Source organism: Wenxinia marina DSM 24838, assembly GCF_000379485.1.
Lineage (GTDB): Bacteria > Pseudomonadota > Alphaproteobacteria > Rhodobacterales > Rhodobacteraceae > Wenxinia > Wenxinia marina.
This window is the reverse complement of record NZ_KB902299.1, coordinates 103903-119333: the sequence shown is the minus strand read 5'-3', so window position 1 is coordinate 119333 and position 15431 is coordinate 103903. Positions and strand designations below refer to the sequence as shown.

Below are 15431 nucleotides of genomic sequence, written 5' to 3'. Positions count from 1 at the left end.
GGCTTCCACCGCGAATGCACACCGGCGACGGCATTGGCGCCTTCGGCCACCTTGGTCACGCCATTACCTCCATCAGCGCGTTCACCTCGTCATCAGACAGTTTGCACGGAGCGTATCCCTCTTCGGCGAGGATAGTCTTCGCGGCGGTTGCCCACTCCTGCGGTCCGTTCGGATCGCATCGCGCCAACGTTTCCAGGATTCGCAGTTCCACGGCGGGAAGATCGACTCCTCGAACCCGCTCGAGCAGATGCTCGATTTGAGATAGATCGTTGCCGCCCTCGCGGTCGAGCCGGTGACACAGGAGCGCAGCCTCGGCCTCCAGACGAGAAACCGGATGCAAACCGGCGTCACCCAAAGCGAGCAATTCCCCTAGCCGCTCCGCGCCCCTGTCTCCATCGGCAGTACAAAGCTCGGTCATTCCCAGATGCGATTCAGCATAGACCTGGAAATAAGTGTGCTCTTGCGCTTTGGCCAAGTCCACCGCCGCCCGATAGGCCGCTCCTGCTTCGCCATGTCGAGTGGCGGCCGTTAGAAGATCGCCGACGGACAATCGTGCGATATAGCGGTCGATGGGATGATCGTTACGCTCTGCCGCCTCAAGGGCATTGCGCACGTGCATCAAGGCGTTCTGGTTTTCTCCGAGCGCCGCGAGCGATCGAGATATGAGAAACTGGTTCATCACATAGCGAGACACGAGATATTCGTCGCGTTCGGTCCATTCGTCCTGCCAGGCATTGATATGAGGACGGATCGCCTGGAGAGCCGCGCGCATCTTGCTTTGAAAGGACAATATTTGGCAGCGCGCAACGTGCCCTTCACGAACGAAAGAAGTATCCGAAAGACACTTTGCTACCTTAATGGCGCTGTCTGCATAGTCGAGTGCCTTAGCCGGATCGAAGTGCTGGTAGATGAAAGCGGCGTGAAGCGAGAGGCGCATATCGAGTTGACTCTCGCCTAGGTCACGGGCAAGGGCCAAGGCGTCGTTCAGGCTCGCGCGGAACTCCGAAGGATCTGCGTAGGCAATCATGATCGGCAGCCGCAATTGTAGCATCTGGAGTTCGAGGCCTTTCACGTCCGCGTGCCGCTGAAGGCTGGCGAGCGACGTCCGAGCGATCTCTAAAGTGCGCAGCGCAAGAGCGTATTTTCCCGCCCCCGAAGCGTCGCTGGCGGAGGCAAGGGCGAAATCAACTGCCGCTCGAGGCATGTTCGCCTGAGCGGCGTGTTCGGCCAGCATAGCGCCCAAGCTCCTGTCGCCCGCGCGCCAGTCGTTCTCACGCAGCTCGACGACCTTCGTATGAAGCTCTTTGCGCCGCTTGGTCGGGATCGCCTGGTAGGCCGCCTCTTGCACCAGCGCGTGTTTGAATCCGTAGACACGCTGCGGCATCGATCGGATGCGGAACAGGAGGTCGCCATCCGCAAGCTCGGCAATGGCAGCCTCGTAGGCGTCGGCGCGCAGACCGGACAAGGGCTGCAGCAGGTCGTCCGCTGGCTCGGCCCCCAGAACAGCGGCAGCCTCGATTGTCCGGCGCAGATGCGGTGGCAGCGCGTCGATGCGGCGTGTAAGAAGGCCGGCAAGTGTTTCGGGGACGGGTTGAGATCCGTCACTTGGCATCGTCCCGAGCCGGGCGATCTCCTCCAGAAACAGCGGCACGCCGCCTGATCTGGCGGTGATATCGCTGGTGACATCACGTCCTAGCAGGGCCAGGAGGCGGACGGACGCGGCTTCCGATAATGGTGCCAGTGTCATAGAGCGCAGACCGGCGATGCCGGACAAATTCAAGCCGCTGCCCGGCCGCATCGTGACGATCACCAATGGGCCGTCGCGGTCGAGTGAGCGCAGGATTCGTTCGAGAAGCAGCGCGCCGTCATCGTCCGCCCAGTGCGCATCTTCGATCAGCAGGACCGAGTCCCGTCCAGCCAGCACGCGGATCGCGACAAGCAGCGCATCGGCAATCGCCTGCATGCGGACGCCCCTCGGCATTTCCACGCTTTCCGGAGCAGCGCCACGCGAGGCGAAAACAGCCTCCGCCGGTGCGATCCGGCGGCGCAGGGACGCATCCGGGATCGCGGCGTCGAGGGCGGCAACCGGATCGTCTGCAAACCTATCCCCGAGAAGCGAGGCCAGCACGGACGCGAACCGGGCGATACCCCCACCAATTTCATTGGGATGGAACTGAACTCGTAGCAAATTGACCGGGCCGAGCCGCATGAGCGTTTCGTGGACAAACCGGGATTTTCCGATCCCGGCCTCGCCCGTGATGGCCACGGCCCTTGGTCCTGGCTGTGCGGCAATCGTGGAAACCTCCTCGATTTCGGACTCTCGCGCCACAAAGGGTGTCAGCCCGCGCGCTTTGCGGATGTCGAAGCTGCCTCGGGAAAGTATCTCTCCGGTCAGCCGCCAGACGGGAACTGGTTCCGTTTCACCCGTCTGCGCGGGGTCCGCCGCCGTGAAGGAGAATGCGCCGCAGCACGATGCTGCCACTCTTTCGGTGCAAAGTGCGTCTCCCGGAGCCGCCGCCTCGGCCAGGATCTGTGCGAGGTGGGCGGCGGGATAGCTGTCGCTCTCGCCGCCAATCAGGGCGCGAGAAGTGTCGATGCCCACGGCGCAGTCGAGACGCGCGATCTCGTACGCGGCGAAAGTCGCTGAAAGCGCCGGGCTCTCGTCCGGACGGTCGACACCGAAGACGCAGGACAGCCGGTGTCCGGCCCGGCCCGCGATCAAGCCACCCTCACGCCGCACAGCCCGCTCGATGGCGTCGGAGGCTGCGCGGCTGGCCGCCTCCGCGTCCTCGGGATCGCGGTTGCGCAGCGCGGCCAGAAGGCGGTCCGAGACAACATGCATGACCGCAACATGCCGAAGGTGGGGCAGGGTCGCCTCCGCGGGCGGCCCTGTCGGCGAGGCGGGCGGCTCGATCCTCTCGGCGGTGACGGCCGTTTGCTTCTGGTCCTTAGAGGCGGCGGGCTGTGCCCTGATCTCCTGATAGAGGGCTGTCGTGGATGGATCGACGGACACCGACAGGTCGGCACGTATTCGCTGGCTCGTCTCGCGGAAGACATCCAGTGCCGCATTCCTTCGGCCCTGCCGCCAGAGGGCTGTCATCAGCATCCGCAGTGCGCTTTCGTCGTAGCCATCGAGCACGAGATGCCGCCGCGCGAGGCTCTCGAGATCGGCAAATCGGCGTGCGGCAAGGGCCTCGGACTCTGCTTCTTCCAACCAGTTCATGAGATGCGCCCGCAGTTCTGCGCGCGCCGCGTCGAGCCGGTCCTCTACCTCGGGCTCGAATCCGCTCATGCCCTCAAGCGGAGTGCCGATCGGGAGCGCCGACGCCGCGACACGGTGGTCGAGGGCATCCAGGTCCCGCGCTATCCGGTTGCTCCGAAGCTTGATCCAGCCAGAGGTCACTTCTAGGGCATCCGAAGGCTCAAGGGTGGTCTTGAGCCGGAAAATCGCCTGCCTGAGCGAGGCCCGCGCCTGCGCGTCGGGCTGACCCGGCCACAGCATTCCCGCGAGCGTGGAACGGCTGAGCGCGACATCCGGCTCGATCGCAAGAAGCGCGAGGATCAGTTCGACCTTCCGCGTCGGCATACGGACGGGAACGCCGTCGAGACGCGCCTCGAACTGTCCGAACAGATTGATCCCGACCTGATACTCCATGGCTCCAAACGTCTACGCATTCAGCGATTCTATGGACATGACCCATTTGGGCGTTGAATGGCCTCTGGGTAAACGGTCTTGGTGACCGGGTTTGACCTTTTAACGACGCTGTAACGGGCGGCCGCCGCCGTGTGGAACGGCCAGGGTACAAACAACGGGTGTCATAACGAAAGGCACCCACCATGTTCAGACGTATCTTCAAACCATTCCGCCGCAGGCTGCTTCCCGACCTGCCAAGCAGCGCGCATCTGCGCCGCGATCTTGGCATTGAGCAGGCCGATTCCCGTGACACGTTCCTCGCCCGGAACAACCCCAATCTCGGGGGGTGGGTGTGATGCGTGCGCTCCATCGGAACCGGTTGCCGCAGATCGACGGTACGCAACTCCTGACCGACGCCGGCCTCGAGACGACGCTCATCTTTCTCGAAGAGCTCGATCTGCCGTGCTTCGCATCCTACCCGCTTCTGGGAAACAGCGACGGGCGCCAGACGCTCAAGAGCTACTTCGAGCGGCATCTCGCCATCGCGGCCGATTACGGCACCGGGTTCCTGCTGGAGGCGCCGACCTGGCGCGCCAGCCGGGACTGGGGCGCGCAACTCGGTCATTCGCCGGACGATCTCGCGCGGTTCAATAAGCGCGCGATCGAGCTGCTCGCCGAGGTTCGGCGCGAGGCGGCGAGTGTTTCGCCCCTCGTGATCTCGGGCAATATCGGCCCGCGCGGCGATGGCTATCAGCCTGACACGGCGATGAGCGCGGACGAGGCGCAGGCCTTCCACGCCGAGCAGATCGGCTGGTTTCTGGACACGGAGGCCGACATGGTCAGCGCCTTCACGATCTCGACCGTGAACGAAGGCGTCGGCATCGTGCGCGCGGCGGCCGAAGTCGGGATGCCGGTGGTTTTGTCCTACACGACGGAAACGGACGGCCGCTTGCCGGACGGCACGCCGCTCGGCGAGGCCTTCCAGCGGACGGACATGCTGACCGGCGGTGCCGCGGCCTACTTCATGGTCAATTGCGCCCATCCCGATCACTTTCGGTCGGCGCTCGAGTCCGACGCCGCCTGGCTGCGCCGCATCTGGGGCGTGCGGGCGAACGCCTCGCGTCTCAGCCATGCCGAGCTCGACGAGGCCGAAGAGCTCGACCCGGGAAACCCGGCGGAACTGGGGCGCGACTACGCCCAGCTAAAGCGGATCCTGCCGAACCTGCGCGTCTACGGCGGCTGCTGCGGCACCGACCATCGCCACATCGAGGCAATGGCCGACTGCTGCTGCCAGTGTCAGGCGGCCTGACGACCACCCTCAAAAAAACACCCGGCGATCCGCGGCACAGCGGGTCGCTCGCCCTTCCCATTGAACCCGGAGATACACCCATGACCTTCCACCGAACCCTTGGCGCGGCCTTGATCGCGTCCACCATGCTCACCCCGAGCGTTCAGGCACACGAGACCGAGCGCCGCACCGAGCTGTTCCGCCCGGGCGTGACCCATGCCGAGACGACAATGCCCGACGCCGATGCGAACGCCGCGATGGCGCTCGCGGGCTACGGCGATTTCGGCTTCGACTCCGGGACCGACAATCCCGAAGCTCGCGAGGCCTTTGCCCGGGGCGTGGCGCTTCTCTGGGGCTTCAACCATTCCGCTGCGGTCGTCGCCTTCCGAGCGGCGCAGGAGGCGGATCCGGGCTGCTCCGCTTGCTTCTGGGGCGAGGCGTATGCGCTCGGGCCGAACCTGAACGACGGGATGCATCCGGAAAACCGGGCGCGGGCAGCCGAAGCCGCGGCGCGCGCCTTCGGCCTGTCCGCCACCCCGCGGGACCGGATGCTCGCGGCGGCGGTGGTCGACCGTTACGACGAAACCCTCGGCGACCGTGCCGCCCAGGACCGTGCCTTTGCCGACCGCATGGCCGTCGCGGCGGAGCGCATGCCTGAGAACGCCAACGTGCAGGTCATCTACGCCGACGCGCTGATGAACCTGCAGCCATGGGACTACTGGGAGGCCGACGGCGCAACGCCGAAGGGCGAAGGTGAAACCATCCTCGCGACGCTGGAACGGGCAATCGCGCTCTCGCCGCAGCATCCCGGCGCGCTGCACCTCTACATTCACGCGGTCGAGGCCTCGTCCGATCCGTCACGCGCCGAGGCGGCAGCGGACGCACTTCGCGGCGCGGTTCCGGTGGCCGGCCATCTGCTGCATATGCCGGCCCACATCTACAACCGGGTCGGGCGCTACGCCGACTCCATCGCCGTCAACAAGGAGGCCATCGCGGCCGATCAGGCCTATCTCGCGGCGGCCGGCGACGCGGCGAGCCCGCTCTATCGCTACGGCTACTACCCGCACAACATCCACTTCCTGCTGGTGGGCGCGCAGATGGCAGGACTCAGGGACGACGCACTCGAGGCTGCGGACCTGCTGGCCGGCGTGACATCGGAGGAAGTGTCGGACGACCTCGCCTGGGTGCAGGCGATCGACACCGCGCCCTACGCCGCCCACGCGCAGCTGGCTGAGCCGGAGGCGATCCTCGCGCTGCCCGATCCGGGCGAAAGGTTTCCCTTCGTCAGGGGGCATTGGCACTGGGCGCGGGGCACGGCCTTCGCGTTGCAGGGCGATCTCGACGCCGCCCTGGCCGAGCAGCACGCCATCGAGGCGATTATCGCCGACGCCGACCTGTCCGGGCTCGAGGAGCAGTATCTGCCCGCCCGCGACGTCCTCGAAATCGCCAAGCACCTCGTGGAGGCCCGTATCGAACAGGCGCAGGGCAACTGGCACGCCGCCGAACATCACCTCGAGGAGGCGATCCGGCTCGAGGACACGATCGGCTACATGGAGCCGCCCTACTGGTCGTATCCGGTCCGCCAGACACTTGCGGCCGTGCGGCTCCAGGCGGGCGACGAGCTTGGCGCGCTTCAGGCTTTCGAAGCTGCGCTGGAGACTCATCCGAACAACGCCTGGGCGCTCTGGGGCGTCTGGCAGGCCGAGGAGGCGCTAGCCGTGGACCAGGGCGACGCAGGGAACGTCATCGCCGCGCGTCGTGCGTTCGAGCGGGCCTGGCTGGGCGAAGGCGCGCCGTCTCTCGACAGGCTCTGAAAAATGGGGGGCGCCGTCATCCGGCGCCCCGGACTACACCAATCTCACAGCAAAGGGTTGAGAATGAATATCCTGAGATATGCAGCCTTCACCGACGGGCCATCGGGCGGCAATCCAGCCGGGGTCCTGCTTGCAGATGCGCTGCTGCAAGCCGACGAAATGCAATGCATTGCCGCCGAAATTGGCTACTCCGAAACCGTATTCGCTGCACGCGAGGCGGATGGCTACTGGCGAACGCGCTACTTCGCTCCGGACGCCGAGGTGCCCTTCTGCGGCCACGCCACCCTCGCGCTTGGCGCCGCATTGGCGGAGACCGTCGCACCCGCGAGTTATAATCTTCGGCTGAACCAAGGCGAAATCACCGTGGAAGCGCGCGTCAGCAACGGTCTCGTCCGTGCGGCATTACAGTCCCCCAAGACCACGAGCCGGCCGGCCGATGAGACCTGCGTGCAGGAGGCACAGGAGCTTTTTGCGCTGAACGCGAGCAACATGGACGCCCGCATCCCTCCGGCGATCGCTTGTGCCGGTGCCACGCATCTCATCCTCGGCCTCGCGTCCAGGAACGCACTTTCACGCGCCATTCCGTACGATCTCGAGCGCGGACGCGCCTTGATGGAGAAATGGGGGCTCGGCACGATCTGCCTCGTCACCGCCACCGCAGAACGGGCCTTCGCGGTTCGCAATGCCTTTGCTTTGGGCGGGGTGTCCGAGGATCCGGCGACAGGCGCCGCTGCGGCCGCCCTTGCCGGGTATCTGCGCGATCTGGGGTGGCCCCACGGCAACCAGATCGAGATCGCACAAGGCGACGATATGCACAGGGCGCATCATTGCGGACCCAATGCCCTGACCCTGCCGCTCCGGCACAACTCCCATCACCGGGAGATAGGCTTCCTCGTCTGGCTCCGATCCGGGTGCGACCCAAAGTGCGGCGCCACGCCGCCGAAGGCGCGCAGGAAAGTCGGGCGGCTCCTGCGCTTGGCGGAGGAGATCGCCATTTCAGAAGGGCTCGGCCATCTCAGCGTGATCGTGGCCAGCGACAATGCCGGCGCTCGTCGGCTTTATGAAAGACACGGGTTCAAGCAGGTCGAGCGGAAGGCCTGCGTCAAGGACGGATGGGACACTGCGACCGACCAGTGGCTTCTTCTAATGAAGCCGCTTTCCCGTGCCGGGGCGAGGACCGGCGACGTTCCTGCGCAGGACGTGGCATTCGGAGGGGGGGCTTCGCGATGAGCTTCCAGGTCGATATCGGATCCCAGCGATCGCTCTGCATACGGCCCGCTGCCGAGGCGGACGTGGAATTGCTGGCGCGTCTGTTCGACGAGGCCGATGGCGGGCTTTCTCGTCGCCGCTGGGCAGCAGCGGCATCGCCCGGCCAGAACCCTTTCGCGGTCGGCGCCGCCGAGATCGCCTCGAACCGGACACGGCAAGCGCTGCGCGATGCTTGGGTCGCCGAAGACAAAGCAAGAATCGTGGGTGCGATCCTCGCCTACAGGATGACACCGGCAAAGACGGGCACGGACCAGCCCTACGCGCGCCTCAAGGCGCACGCACTCGACAGTTGGTACATCGACTCGCTCGCCGTTCTGGAGGGCTACCGCCGCAGCGGCGCAGGCCTGTCGCTCCTCCGTGCCGCCGACGGGATGGCGCGGCGTGCCGGTTGCACCACGCAGTCGCTCCTCGTCTACGACAACAACCGTGCGGCGGCAGCGCTCTACGCCCGACGCGGTTTCGTTGAGACTCATGCCCATCCGCTGGCGCCGGAACACCCGACTGGAGCACGGACCATCCGGCTTCTCCAGCGTGAGATCGGAGACCAGCAAGATCCCGATGTGAAGGAAACCTTGCGATGATTCTGACTTATCCGACACGATCCGCGTGGCTGTACAGCGCGATTGCTCGCGCCGGGATTATCGCCATCCCGCTTGCGTTGATCTCAGCTGAGACGCCTGCAGCTGCACTCGACGAATGCGGCGATCGCCCGACGCCTCCGCTCTGCGTCTTCGACGACGCACCGGTTCAAGTCGGGCCGGCGCATATCCATTTGCCCGGTCACGCGCATCCCTATGCCCAGCTACTCGCGCCGTTGCAGTTCACCGACCCGTCCGGGACCGTCTGGACCGCACCTCCGGCGATCCTGACCGACGGCGCATCGATACCGCCAATATTCGTTCCTCTGATTGGAGCGCCGCGCAGCCGTGAGTTCCTCGCCGCGGCCGCGCTACACGACGCGTATTGCGGGCGCGCCAACGAAGGTCTTGCGGTGTTCCGCGCGCGCGGCTGGGAGGAAACACATCGGATGTTCTACGATGCCCTGCGCGCCGCCGGCGTCCCGCCCATGAGAGCCAAGATCATGTTCGCCGCGGTATATCTCGGCGGGCCTCGTTGGGACGATCCGGCGCGGTCGCTCCAGGGGGTTCCGGAGAGTGAGCTGCGAGCGGAAATGGCGCGCTGCATTCGCTTCATCGAAGAGACAGACCCGAGCCTGTCCGAAATCGAAACTTGGATGCGAGAGCGCGAGGCGATCTTGCTCGGAGTCGGCAGCAATGTGGATTGATGAGCCCAGCATTGAAGTACTATGCGCAGATTGTCCGCACGATCGCTCGCGCCAACATTTGAGTGTAGTAGGGCACCGAAGGTAATGGAGAACGTCCGAACCCAGTCCCGTCCCCTCCGCCAGCCAGTCCTGCTCCCGTCCCTGATTCCGTCGTTTGCCGGATTTTGTCCCGCCTTCCCGGGCCTTAGCGGCTTCGTCCGGGCCGCGGAGCCCCGTCCTTTCCGCTCCCCGGCGCCAGGATTGTCCAATCGTCTCCGCCGGCCCCGTTCGTCGGTGCTGTTTACCAAGAAACAGTGAAAGATCAGCGGAGAATTTCTCTGCGCGGACGATTCCGGCCACCTCGCCCCCGGATCCTTCCGCCGGATCAGCTGGTTGAGTGGCAATTCCCTGCTCGCGCTGAACAGGAAATTCATTCCGGCCGAACAGGGACGATCAGCGAGCGGATTAGGGAGGGCACGGCGAAGAACAGCGAACGGGGTGGCAGGCTGGAATGCCGAGGAGACGGGCCTGCTCGGACCAGTCGGAAGGCAGGTCCGGGCGGCGGCCGAGCGCGATCGTCCGTTCGCCGATTCCGGCCAGTAGGGTGGCGGGGATGCCCGTGACCACGGCCTGCCGCTCCGCAGCCGCCACGAGGTGGCGGCCGATCGCGCCGGCGACGGCGCGCTCTAGTGTTGGCGCGGGCAGACGCCAGCCGGCGGGATCGGGGCCGCCGCCGACGAGCCGGTTAGAGACGTAGTAGCGGTAGCGCCGCCCGCCCTTGGTCGTGTGGGTGGGGGTGAGGCGATCGCCGGTCTCGTCGACGAGGCGTCCGACCAACCATGCGGCCGGGCTGGCTCTCCGCCGCGTTCCGCCGCGCCTCTTGCCGGCCGCTGCCTGCAGCTTCTCCTGCACCTGGGCCAATAGGTCCGCGTCGATGATTGCCGGATGCTGGCCGGGCCAGGTCCGGTCGCGATGCCGGATCTGGCCGAGACAGATCGGGTTGGCCAGCAGGTAATGCAGCTGCCCCCGCCGGAACGGCCCGTCGCCGCGGCGCCGGCCGGAGGCGTAGACGACCATCTTGGGCCTGGGGCCCAGCCGGGCTGCCTCGAACTCCAGCTCGCGCAGTGAGCCGAACTTGTCGTAGAGCCGGAACAGCGTGCGGACGGTCTCGGCTTCGGTTTCGTTCACGACGAGCTCCCGCCGCTCGGGGACCGAGTGGCGGTCGTAGCCGAGCGGCAGGCTGCCGCCCATCCACAGCCCCTTGCAAATAGCCGGACAAAAGGTGGCGGACCTCCGCCATACACTTGGGAGAGAGCTGCTCTTCAAGGATCGCCATGATCTCGGTGACAAGTTCGTCCCGAACGTCGTTTTCTACCTTCTCCTGATCCTCTGTCGCAGCGGCTTGACCAACATTTCGCAGCGCTTCGACCTTCATATCAACGTATGCTGAGCCAAACGCGGCAAGAGCTGCGCTCGTAGGCATGAGCGAAGTCCGATTTTTTCAGCTTTCGAAAGTCTTCTTTCGCTTTTTTGGGCGCCTCTTTCTGTGCGTCAAGGAATAGCTTTCCGGCATTGGACAGTTCATAAGCCTCCCTCCCAAGCGCCTTGGCGATCATCCCCAACTCCTTGCGCGCGCTCCGCCAATTCTTATCCTCTTCAAAGCCATCACGCCGGGCGATCGGTATTAGTGCTGTCGGACTGATAAAGATCTCACCAAGGAAATAGTCTTGGAATCGTGCATATGACTTGGCTTGCTCGTGGAAGATCCCACGGAATATGTCCGCACCATCGATTTGAATGTTCCGAACGCGCACACGCAACCCTTGCACGCGAGGGTCTGTGTATGCACCGGATTCACTTTTCTTTCCTATCCAAGACGGTCGTGTCTGGGAACTGGTTGAAATTCTCGACCGTCGTTCTCCGAGCGTGGTGACTTCGGCCTGTTCAGGCGGCTTGGTCAGTGGCGAAGGGTTCGATGGGCTGAGACAGGGTCTCCCACCCGTCGACTTGCGCATTCAGATCTGGCCGGAGGCGAGGAGCGCCCAGAGCAGCATGGGCACGGTCTCCGGTGCAGGGCAGGACGGTCTGGGTCTTGATGCGGCGTCGGAATTCCTCGTTGAGCCGCTCGATGTTGTTGGTTGTCCGCGCACCCCTCGTTGCCGAAGATCAGGTCGGAATAGGCCGAGCCGGTCAACACGTCGGCACCCGCGTTCCCGATGACCGTGTCAGCCCCGAACCCGCCCTCGATCATGTCGGCGCCATTGCCGCCATGCAGCTGGTCGTTGCCATGGCCCCCATCTATCCGGTCTTCGCCGTCTCCCCCGACGATCACGTCACGCAGGTCGGCAGTGCTGTCGCCGCCGAACAGCCGGTCGTCGCCGTCGCCCCCTTGATTGTATCAGTCCCAAGACCCCCGTAGATCGTGTCCGCCCCGCCGCCGCCGACAAGTCGATCGGCCTCCGCAAGACCATGGATCGTGTTGCTTGCAGGGGAGCCCGTCAGCGTGTCCAGGTTGGGAGTTCCGACGACATGGACGCCGAAACTCGGCACCGGATCGGCCCTCGGGTGCGCGCGTCATTCGCCCCATATCGCCTGCGTGCCTCGCTATTTGTTCGCCGCGTCAAGCGATCGCGAGCATCGCTAGCAGATGAACGGGAGCTGCGAGCGCGATTGCGGTTGCCATGGGGAAATGCCCGTGCGCCCGCATCGACACCCACCCCGTGGACTGCAGGGCTCTGCTCCACTGCAGCGTGACCATGACCGTCAGACAGAGCATCATGGCGCCCGCGAAGGTGAAGGCGAACGCGGCCGCCTGGGTCGACGGAACCAAAAGGAGCAGGGCAGACAGCAGCTTCACGTCGCCCGCTCCCAGCAGCCCCAGCACCCAGAGGCCGAAACCCAACGCGAAGATAGTGCCGGCGTCGAGCAGGCGCCACCCGGCCTCCGGCCACCCCACCAGCGGGAGCGTGAGACCGAAGAAGGCTATCCCTGCGAGGGCGGTCCAGTTCGGTATCCGCAACTTGCGCACGTCGGACGCCGCGGCGAAGGCGAGGACCGGAAGGTACAGGGTTAGAGGCAGGACCTCCGCCGCCGTCACGAGGCGTGCCGAAGGGCAAGGGCGCGCGTGTCCGCCACTGTCCCGCTCGCCAGGAGGCGGTACAACAGGTCCGCGATCCCGCTGGTCTCGGTTTTGGCATAGATTTGGCGCAGGTGGCTGCGCAGCGTCGATTGCGAAATCCTCAGTTCGTCACGTACGCGGGCCGCCGAGAGTCCGCTGCCGAGGAGGGTGCATATCCGAAATTCGGCGCGGCTCAATCCCGCTGGATTGGCCGGCGAGAGAATGGATGCCGACGACACCGCGAGCGCTGCGGAATTCCCCGAGCCGGTCAACAGCGCTTCGGAAAATCGGCCCGGCGAGCGATTAGCCCAGACGGAGAGAAGCGGTCCGGTCAGGGCATTCATCAGGCCGTGCGAGTCGTTCGTCAGGCGGTGCGGGAAATGCAGCTCCAGGAACTGGATAGCCTTGGACTCGACGCTCAGGACGATGACGACAAGATCGGCGAGACAGCGAGCCCTCTGCAGCTGTCGCAGCTCCGTGCCTGCGTCGCAGTCGATCAGGCTGGAATACCAGATCGAGCCGGAGCGCGGGGAATGCACGTACTGTCCCAGCAGACAATGGGCATATGAGCGAGCGATCGGCACCCGCGCGCCGGCGCCGCCGTCGTAGCATAGGCTTTTCGCCGCACTTGGTTCGCGCGGAGTCAATCGGGACAGCACCGCGGCTTCGGCCCCGAAGGCCTCCGCAAGTGCCTGAAGGCCGGTCCGCAACGGTACCTGACCCTGCAGTGAAAGCGTCCAAGTGGACATGCCTTGAACAAGACTTACGATCTCTGGTCCGGACCCTACAGAGGCCCGGCTCAATGCCGACGCAACCACAATAATACCTTCCGCTTCCTAACCCCAGCACTGCTCGAAGTGCCTTAGAAAACGGGACTGTTGATCGTCCTTTTAACTCTCGTCCGCCAGTATTAAGCCACAGCGACTTCCGTCAAGATTTTGCTTCATTCGACATGCCGTGGGATGATGAAAACATCTGGAGGTTGAAATTTCCTCCGGAAATGGGGCGCGCGGTGTCATCAGTACGCTAAGACGTTCCTTATTGTCGCTCAGCTTCCGAAGAATCGGATGTAGCGGATCACCACCGGCCCGACGGTCAGTCCGATCAGCGCGGGCAGCATCAGCGTCGCCAGGACGCCAGACATCTTGACCGGCAGCTTGTTCGCCGCCTCCTGGGCCCGCAGCTCGCGCACCTCCCGCATCTCCTTCGCATAGGCTCTGAGGGCCTCCGACATCGAGGTGCCGAACTGCATGGACTGCGACACGACGTTGGCGAACGACCTGACCGTGTCGACGCCGCTTCTCAGGGCCATGTCGTGCATCGCCTGATCGCGCGGCCGACCGGCCTGCACCTGCCGCTGGACGGTGAGGAACTCGAACGCAATGGCGGGAGAGATCCCAATCAGCTCGTTGCCGACGCGGGTCATCGCGGCGTCGAAGCCCAGCCCGGCCTCGACCGACACCTGCATCAGGTCGAGTGCGTTCGGAAACGCCTCCTCGATCTGCCGCTGCCGCGCGCCGGCGCGGTCGTTCAGCCACTTGGCGGGCGCCCAGTAGCCGACGGCGACGAGGATCACGACGAGCTGGAACAGACGAAGGTTGCTGAGTCCGGCCAGACGGTCGGACAGGCCGAACGGCAGGGCGACGCCTGGCTGACGCGACAGGATGACCAGGCCGGCCAGCGCCGCCGGCAGCACCAGGCCGAGAGCGATCCGCACCATCGTGAAGCGCAGCAGCGTATGCGGCCCGGTCAGTCCCGCGCGGGCGAGCTTGCGGGTCAGGTCCGCGCGCTCCTTGAGGTTGGTGGGCAGGACCGCCTTCCAGATCCCTGCAGGATCGCTCGCCTGGACGTGCAGCAGGCCCCGGTTCGCGCGACTGACATGCCGCTCTGTCCGGATGGCGGCGATCCGGTCGGCGGCCGGGCTCCGCTCGCCCGCGAGGGCACCGATCCCGAGGATGACCATCAGGACACCTAGACCCAGCCCCGCGATCAGGATCGATTGTTCGGGGAGGCCGGAGCGTTGGGCGAAGGTCTCGATGAGGTCGAGCATAGTGCTTCCCTGCGATCAGTAGCGGATCTTGACGAGCCGGTTGAGGACGACCCCGTTCAGGACGACGAACAGGACGATGAAGACCATCATGGGCGTGAACAGGGGATCGTCCCGGACGCCCATGTAGTAGTCGGGGTTCACGATCATGTTCATGCCGAAGATGAAGAACGGGACCGCGGTCAGGAAGTACCCCGTCAGGCGGCCCTCGGCCGAGATCGCCTTCACCCTGCGGCGCAGGATGATCCGGGCCCGGATGGTCTTGGACAGGGTGTCGACGATGGCGGCGAGGTCGCCCCCGGTGCCGTGCTGGATGGCGATCGATGCCGCCAGGTAGTTGACGTCCTCGAGGTCCAGTCTCTCGGCGAACTCGCCGAAGGCATCGACGAGGTCGTCACCGTACGAGATCTGATCCGCGATCAGGCCGAATTCGGTGCCGACCGGGTCGGGCATCTCCTGCGCGACGGCGAGGATCGAGGTGCTGAGCGGATGGCCCACGCGCAGTCCGCGCGCCATCAGGTCGAGCGCGTCGGGAAGCAGGGCGGTCATCCTGTCGAGGCGCCGGCTGCGGATGGCGTTGAGGACCATGAGGGGCATGAAAAGTCCGACATTCAGCCCGGCGATCAGGGCTGCGAGCCACGGCAGCACGGCCGCGGCGGCGCTGGCGACCACGACCGCCAGCGTGGCGCACAGGAGGAGAAATCGCATCGGCGAAGCCGCAAGCCCGGCCTGGCGCATCGCCCTGGGCACTCCGCCGACGAACGGCAGACGCTCGATCCCGCTTCGGCGCGGGGTCGGCTTCAGCACGGCGAGGATCTCCTCCGTACTCGCGCCCTTCTCGATCATCTTCAGCCGGCGCGTCCGCGCCTCCGCGCGGTTCTCGCGCCGGCTGAGCAGCTGCGAGATCCCGGTGATGACGAGGAACACGGCCAGCGCCGTACCGGCATAGATCATCAGCTCCGCGTCGGGCTGGTTCAGCAGGCCATCGAGTCCCATC

14 protein-coding genes and 2 pseudogenes are annotated in these 15431 nt (G+C 65.3%); 6 read left to right on the top strand and 10 right to left on the bottom strand.

Annotated elements, in window-relative coordinates; all coding sequences use genetic code 11:
- Positions 1–55: 55 nt before the first annotated feature.
- On the bottom strand, positions 56–3655 hold the full coding sequence (locus A37W_RS0113505) for an ATP-binding protein (RefSeq protein WP_018303570.1): 3600 nt from the start codon (positions 3653–3655) through the stop codon (positions 56–58).
- A 182-nt stretch (positions 3656–3837) separates the two neighbouring features.
- Between A37W_RS0113505 and A37W_RS23795 the strand changes: the two genes are divergently transcribed.
- The 6 genes from A37W_RS23795 to A37W_RS23315 all read left to right on the top strand — a co-directional run bounded on the left by A37W_RS23795 (position 3838) and on the right by A37W_RS23315 (position 9290).
- A complete protein-coding gene (locus A37W_RS23795) occupies positions 3838–3990 on the top strand; it encodes a hypothetical protein (protein ID WP_156169287.1) in 153 nt (50 codons plus the stop codon).
- Positions 3990–4943, top strand: coding sequence for a homocysteine S-methyltransferase family protein (locus A37W_RS0113500; RefSeq protein WP_018303569.1), 954 nt, complete (start codon positions 3990–3992; stop codon positions 4941–4943). The genes A37W_RS23795 and A37W_RS0113500 overlap by 1 nt, the downstream gene beginning before the upstream one ends.
- Before the next feature lie 80 nt (positions 4944–5023).
- Positions 5024–6736, top strand: a complete 1713-nt coding sequence (locus A37W_RS0113495) for a tetratricopeptide repeat protein (protein ID WP_018303568.1) — start codon at positions 5024–5026, stop codon at positions 6734–6736.
- A 63-nt stretch (positions 6737–6799) separates the two neighbouring features.
- Positions 6800–7966 carry a PhzF family phenazine biosynthesis isomerase gene (locus A37W_RS22915; protein WP_051081062.1) on the top strand — a complete coding sequence of 389 codons (1167 nt, stop codon included), beginning with the start codon at positions 6800–6802 and terminating at the stop codon, positions 7964–7966.
- Complete coding sequence (locus A37W_RS0113485) at positions 7963–8586, top strand: GNAT family N-acetyltransferase (protein WP_018303566.1); 624 nt, start codon at positions 7963–7965, stop codon at positions 8584–8586. The genes A37W_RS22915 and A37W_RS0113485 overlap by 4 nt, the downstream gene beginning before the upstream one ends.
- Positions 8583–9290 (top strand): DUF1353 domain-containing protein, encoded by a 708-nt coding sequence (locus A37W_RS23315; RefSeq protein WP_081617127.1) that lies wholly within the window; start codon positions 8583–8585, stop codon positions 9288–9290. The genes A37W_RS0113485 and A37W_RS23315 overlap by 4 nt, the downstream gene beginning before the upstream one ends.
- A 444-nt stretch (positions 9291–9734) precedes the next feature.
- Here A37W_RS23315 and A37W_RS21935 read toward each other — a convergent pair whose 3' ends face one another.
- The 9 genes and pseudogenes from A37W_RS21935 to A37W_RS0113445 all read right to left on the bottom strand — a co-directional run bounded on the left by A37W_RS21935 (position 9735) and on the right by A37W_RS0113445 (position 15430).
- Positions 9735–10520: a recombinase family protein gene (locus tag A37W_RS21935; protein ID WP_018303564.1), complete on the bottom strand. Its 786-nt coding sequence runs from the start codon at positions 10518–10520 to the stop codon at positions 9735–9737.
- 185 nt (positions 10521–10705) lie between these two features.
- A complete protein-coding gene (locus A37W_RS23790) occupies positions 10706–11284 on the bottom strand; it encodes a hypothetical protein (RefSeq protein ID WP_229666007.1) in 579 nt (192 codons plus the stop codon).
- A pseudogene (locus tag A37W_RS24700) lies at positions 11214–11432 on the bottom strand (transposase); the annotation flags it as partial. The gene A37W_RS23790 and the pseudogene A37W_RS24700, both read right to left, overlap by 71 nt.
- 16 nt (positions 11433–11448) lie before the next feature.
- A pseudogene (locus A37W_RS24370) lies at positions 11449–11601 on the bottom strand (calcium-binding protein); the annotation flags it as partial.
- Complete coding sequence (locus A37W_RS24365) at positions 11598–11819, bottom strand: calcium-binding protein (protein ID WP_229665992.1); 222 nt, start codon at positions 11817–11819, stop codon at positions 11598–11600. The pseudogene A37W_RS24370 and the gene A37W_RS24365, both read right to left, overlap by 4 nt.
- Before the next feature lie 70 nt (positions 11820–11889).
- A complete protein-coding gene (locus A37W_RS22905; RefSeq protein ID WP_018303561.1) occupies positions 11890–12366 on the bottom strand; it encodes a prepilin peptidase in 477 nt (158 codons plus the stop codon).
- Entirely contained in the window at positions 12363–13136 is a 774-nt protein-coding gene (locus A37W_RS23780; protein ID WP_018303560.1) for a helix-turn-helix transcriptional regulator, read from the bottom strand. Before A37W_RS23780 ends, A37W_RS22905 begins: the two co-directional genes overlap by 4 nt.
- 299 nt (positions 13137–13435) lie before the next feature.
- A complete protein-coding gene (locus tag A37W_RS0113450; protein WP_018303559.1) occupies positions 13436–14437 on the bottom strand; it encodes a type II secretion system F family protein in 1002 nt (333 codons plus the stop codon).
- A 15-nt stretch (positions 14438–14452) separates the two neighbouring features.
- Complete coding sequence (locus A37W_RS0113445; RefSeq protein WP_018303558.1) at positions 14453–15430, bottom strand: type II secretion system F family protein; 978 nt, start codon at positions 15428–15430, stop codon at positions 14453–14455.
- Position 15431 lies beyond the last annotated feature (1 nt).

Bases quoted from the DNA above. Each gene is read 5' to 3' on its own strand.
- A37W_RS0113505 (WP_018303570.1), bottom strand. From the start codon at position 3,655: ATGGAGTATCAGGTCGGGATCAATCTGTTCGGACAGTTCGAGGCGCGT.
- A37W_RS23795 (WP_156169287.1), top strand. From the start codon at position 3,838: ATGTTCAGACGTATCTTCAAACCATTCCGCCGCAGGCTGCTTCCCGAC.
- A37W_RS0113500 (WP_018303569.1), top strand. From the start codon at position 3,990: ATGCGTGCGCTCCATCGGAACCGGTTGCCGCAGATCGACGGTACGCAA.
- A37W_RS0113495 (WP_018303568.1), top strand. From the start codon at position 5,024: ATGACCTTCCACCGAACCCTTGGCGCGGCCTTGATCGCGTCCACCATG.
- A37W_RS22915 (WP_051081062.1), top strand. From the start codon at position 6,800: ATGAATATCCTGAGATATGCAGCCTTCACCGACGGGCCATCGGGCGGC.
- A37W_RS0113485 (WP_018303566.1), top strand. From the start codon at position 7,963: ATGAGCTTCCAGGTCGATATCGGATCCCAGCGATCGCTCTGCATACGG.
- A37W_RS23315 (WP_081617127.1), top strand. From the start codon at position 8,583: ATGATTCTGACTTATCCGACACGATCCGCGTGGCTGTACAGCGCGATT.
- A37W_RS21935 (WP_018303564.1), bottom strand. From the start codon at position 10,520: ATGGGCGGCAGCCTGCCGCTCGGCTACGACCGCCACTCGGTCCCCGAG.
- A37W_RS23790 (WP_229666007.1), bottom strand. From the start codon at position 11,284: ATGCGCAAGTCGACGGGTGGGAGACCCTGTCTCAGCCCATCGAACCCT.
- A37W_RS23780 (WP_018303560.1), bottom strand. From the start codon at position 13,136: ATGTCCACTTGGACGCTTTCACTGCAGGGTCAGGTACCGTTGCGGACC.
- A37W_RS0113450 (WP_018303559.1), bottom strand. From the start codon at position 14,437: ATGCTCGACCTCATCGAGACCTTCGCCCAACGCTCCGGCCTCCCCGAA.
- A37W_RS0113445 (WP_018303558.1), bottom strand. From the start codon at position 15,430: ATGGGACTCGATGGCCTGCTGAACCAGCCCGACGCGGAGCTGATGATC.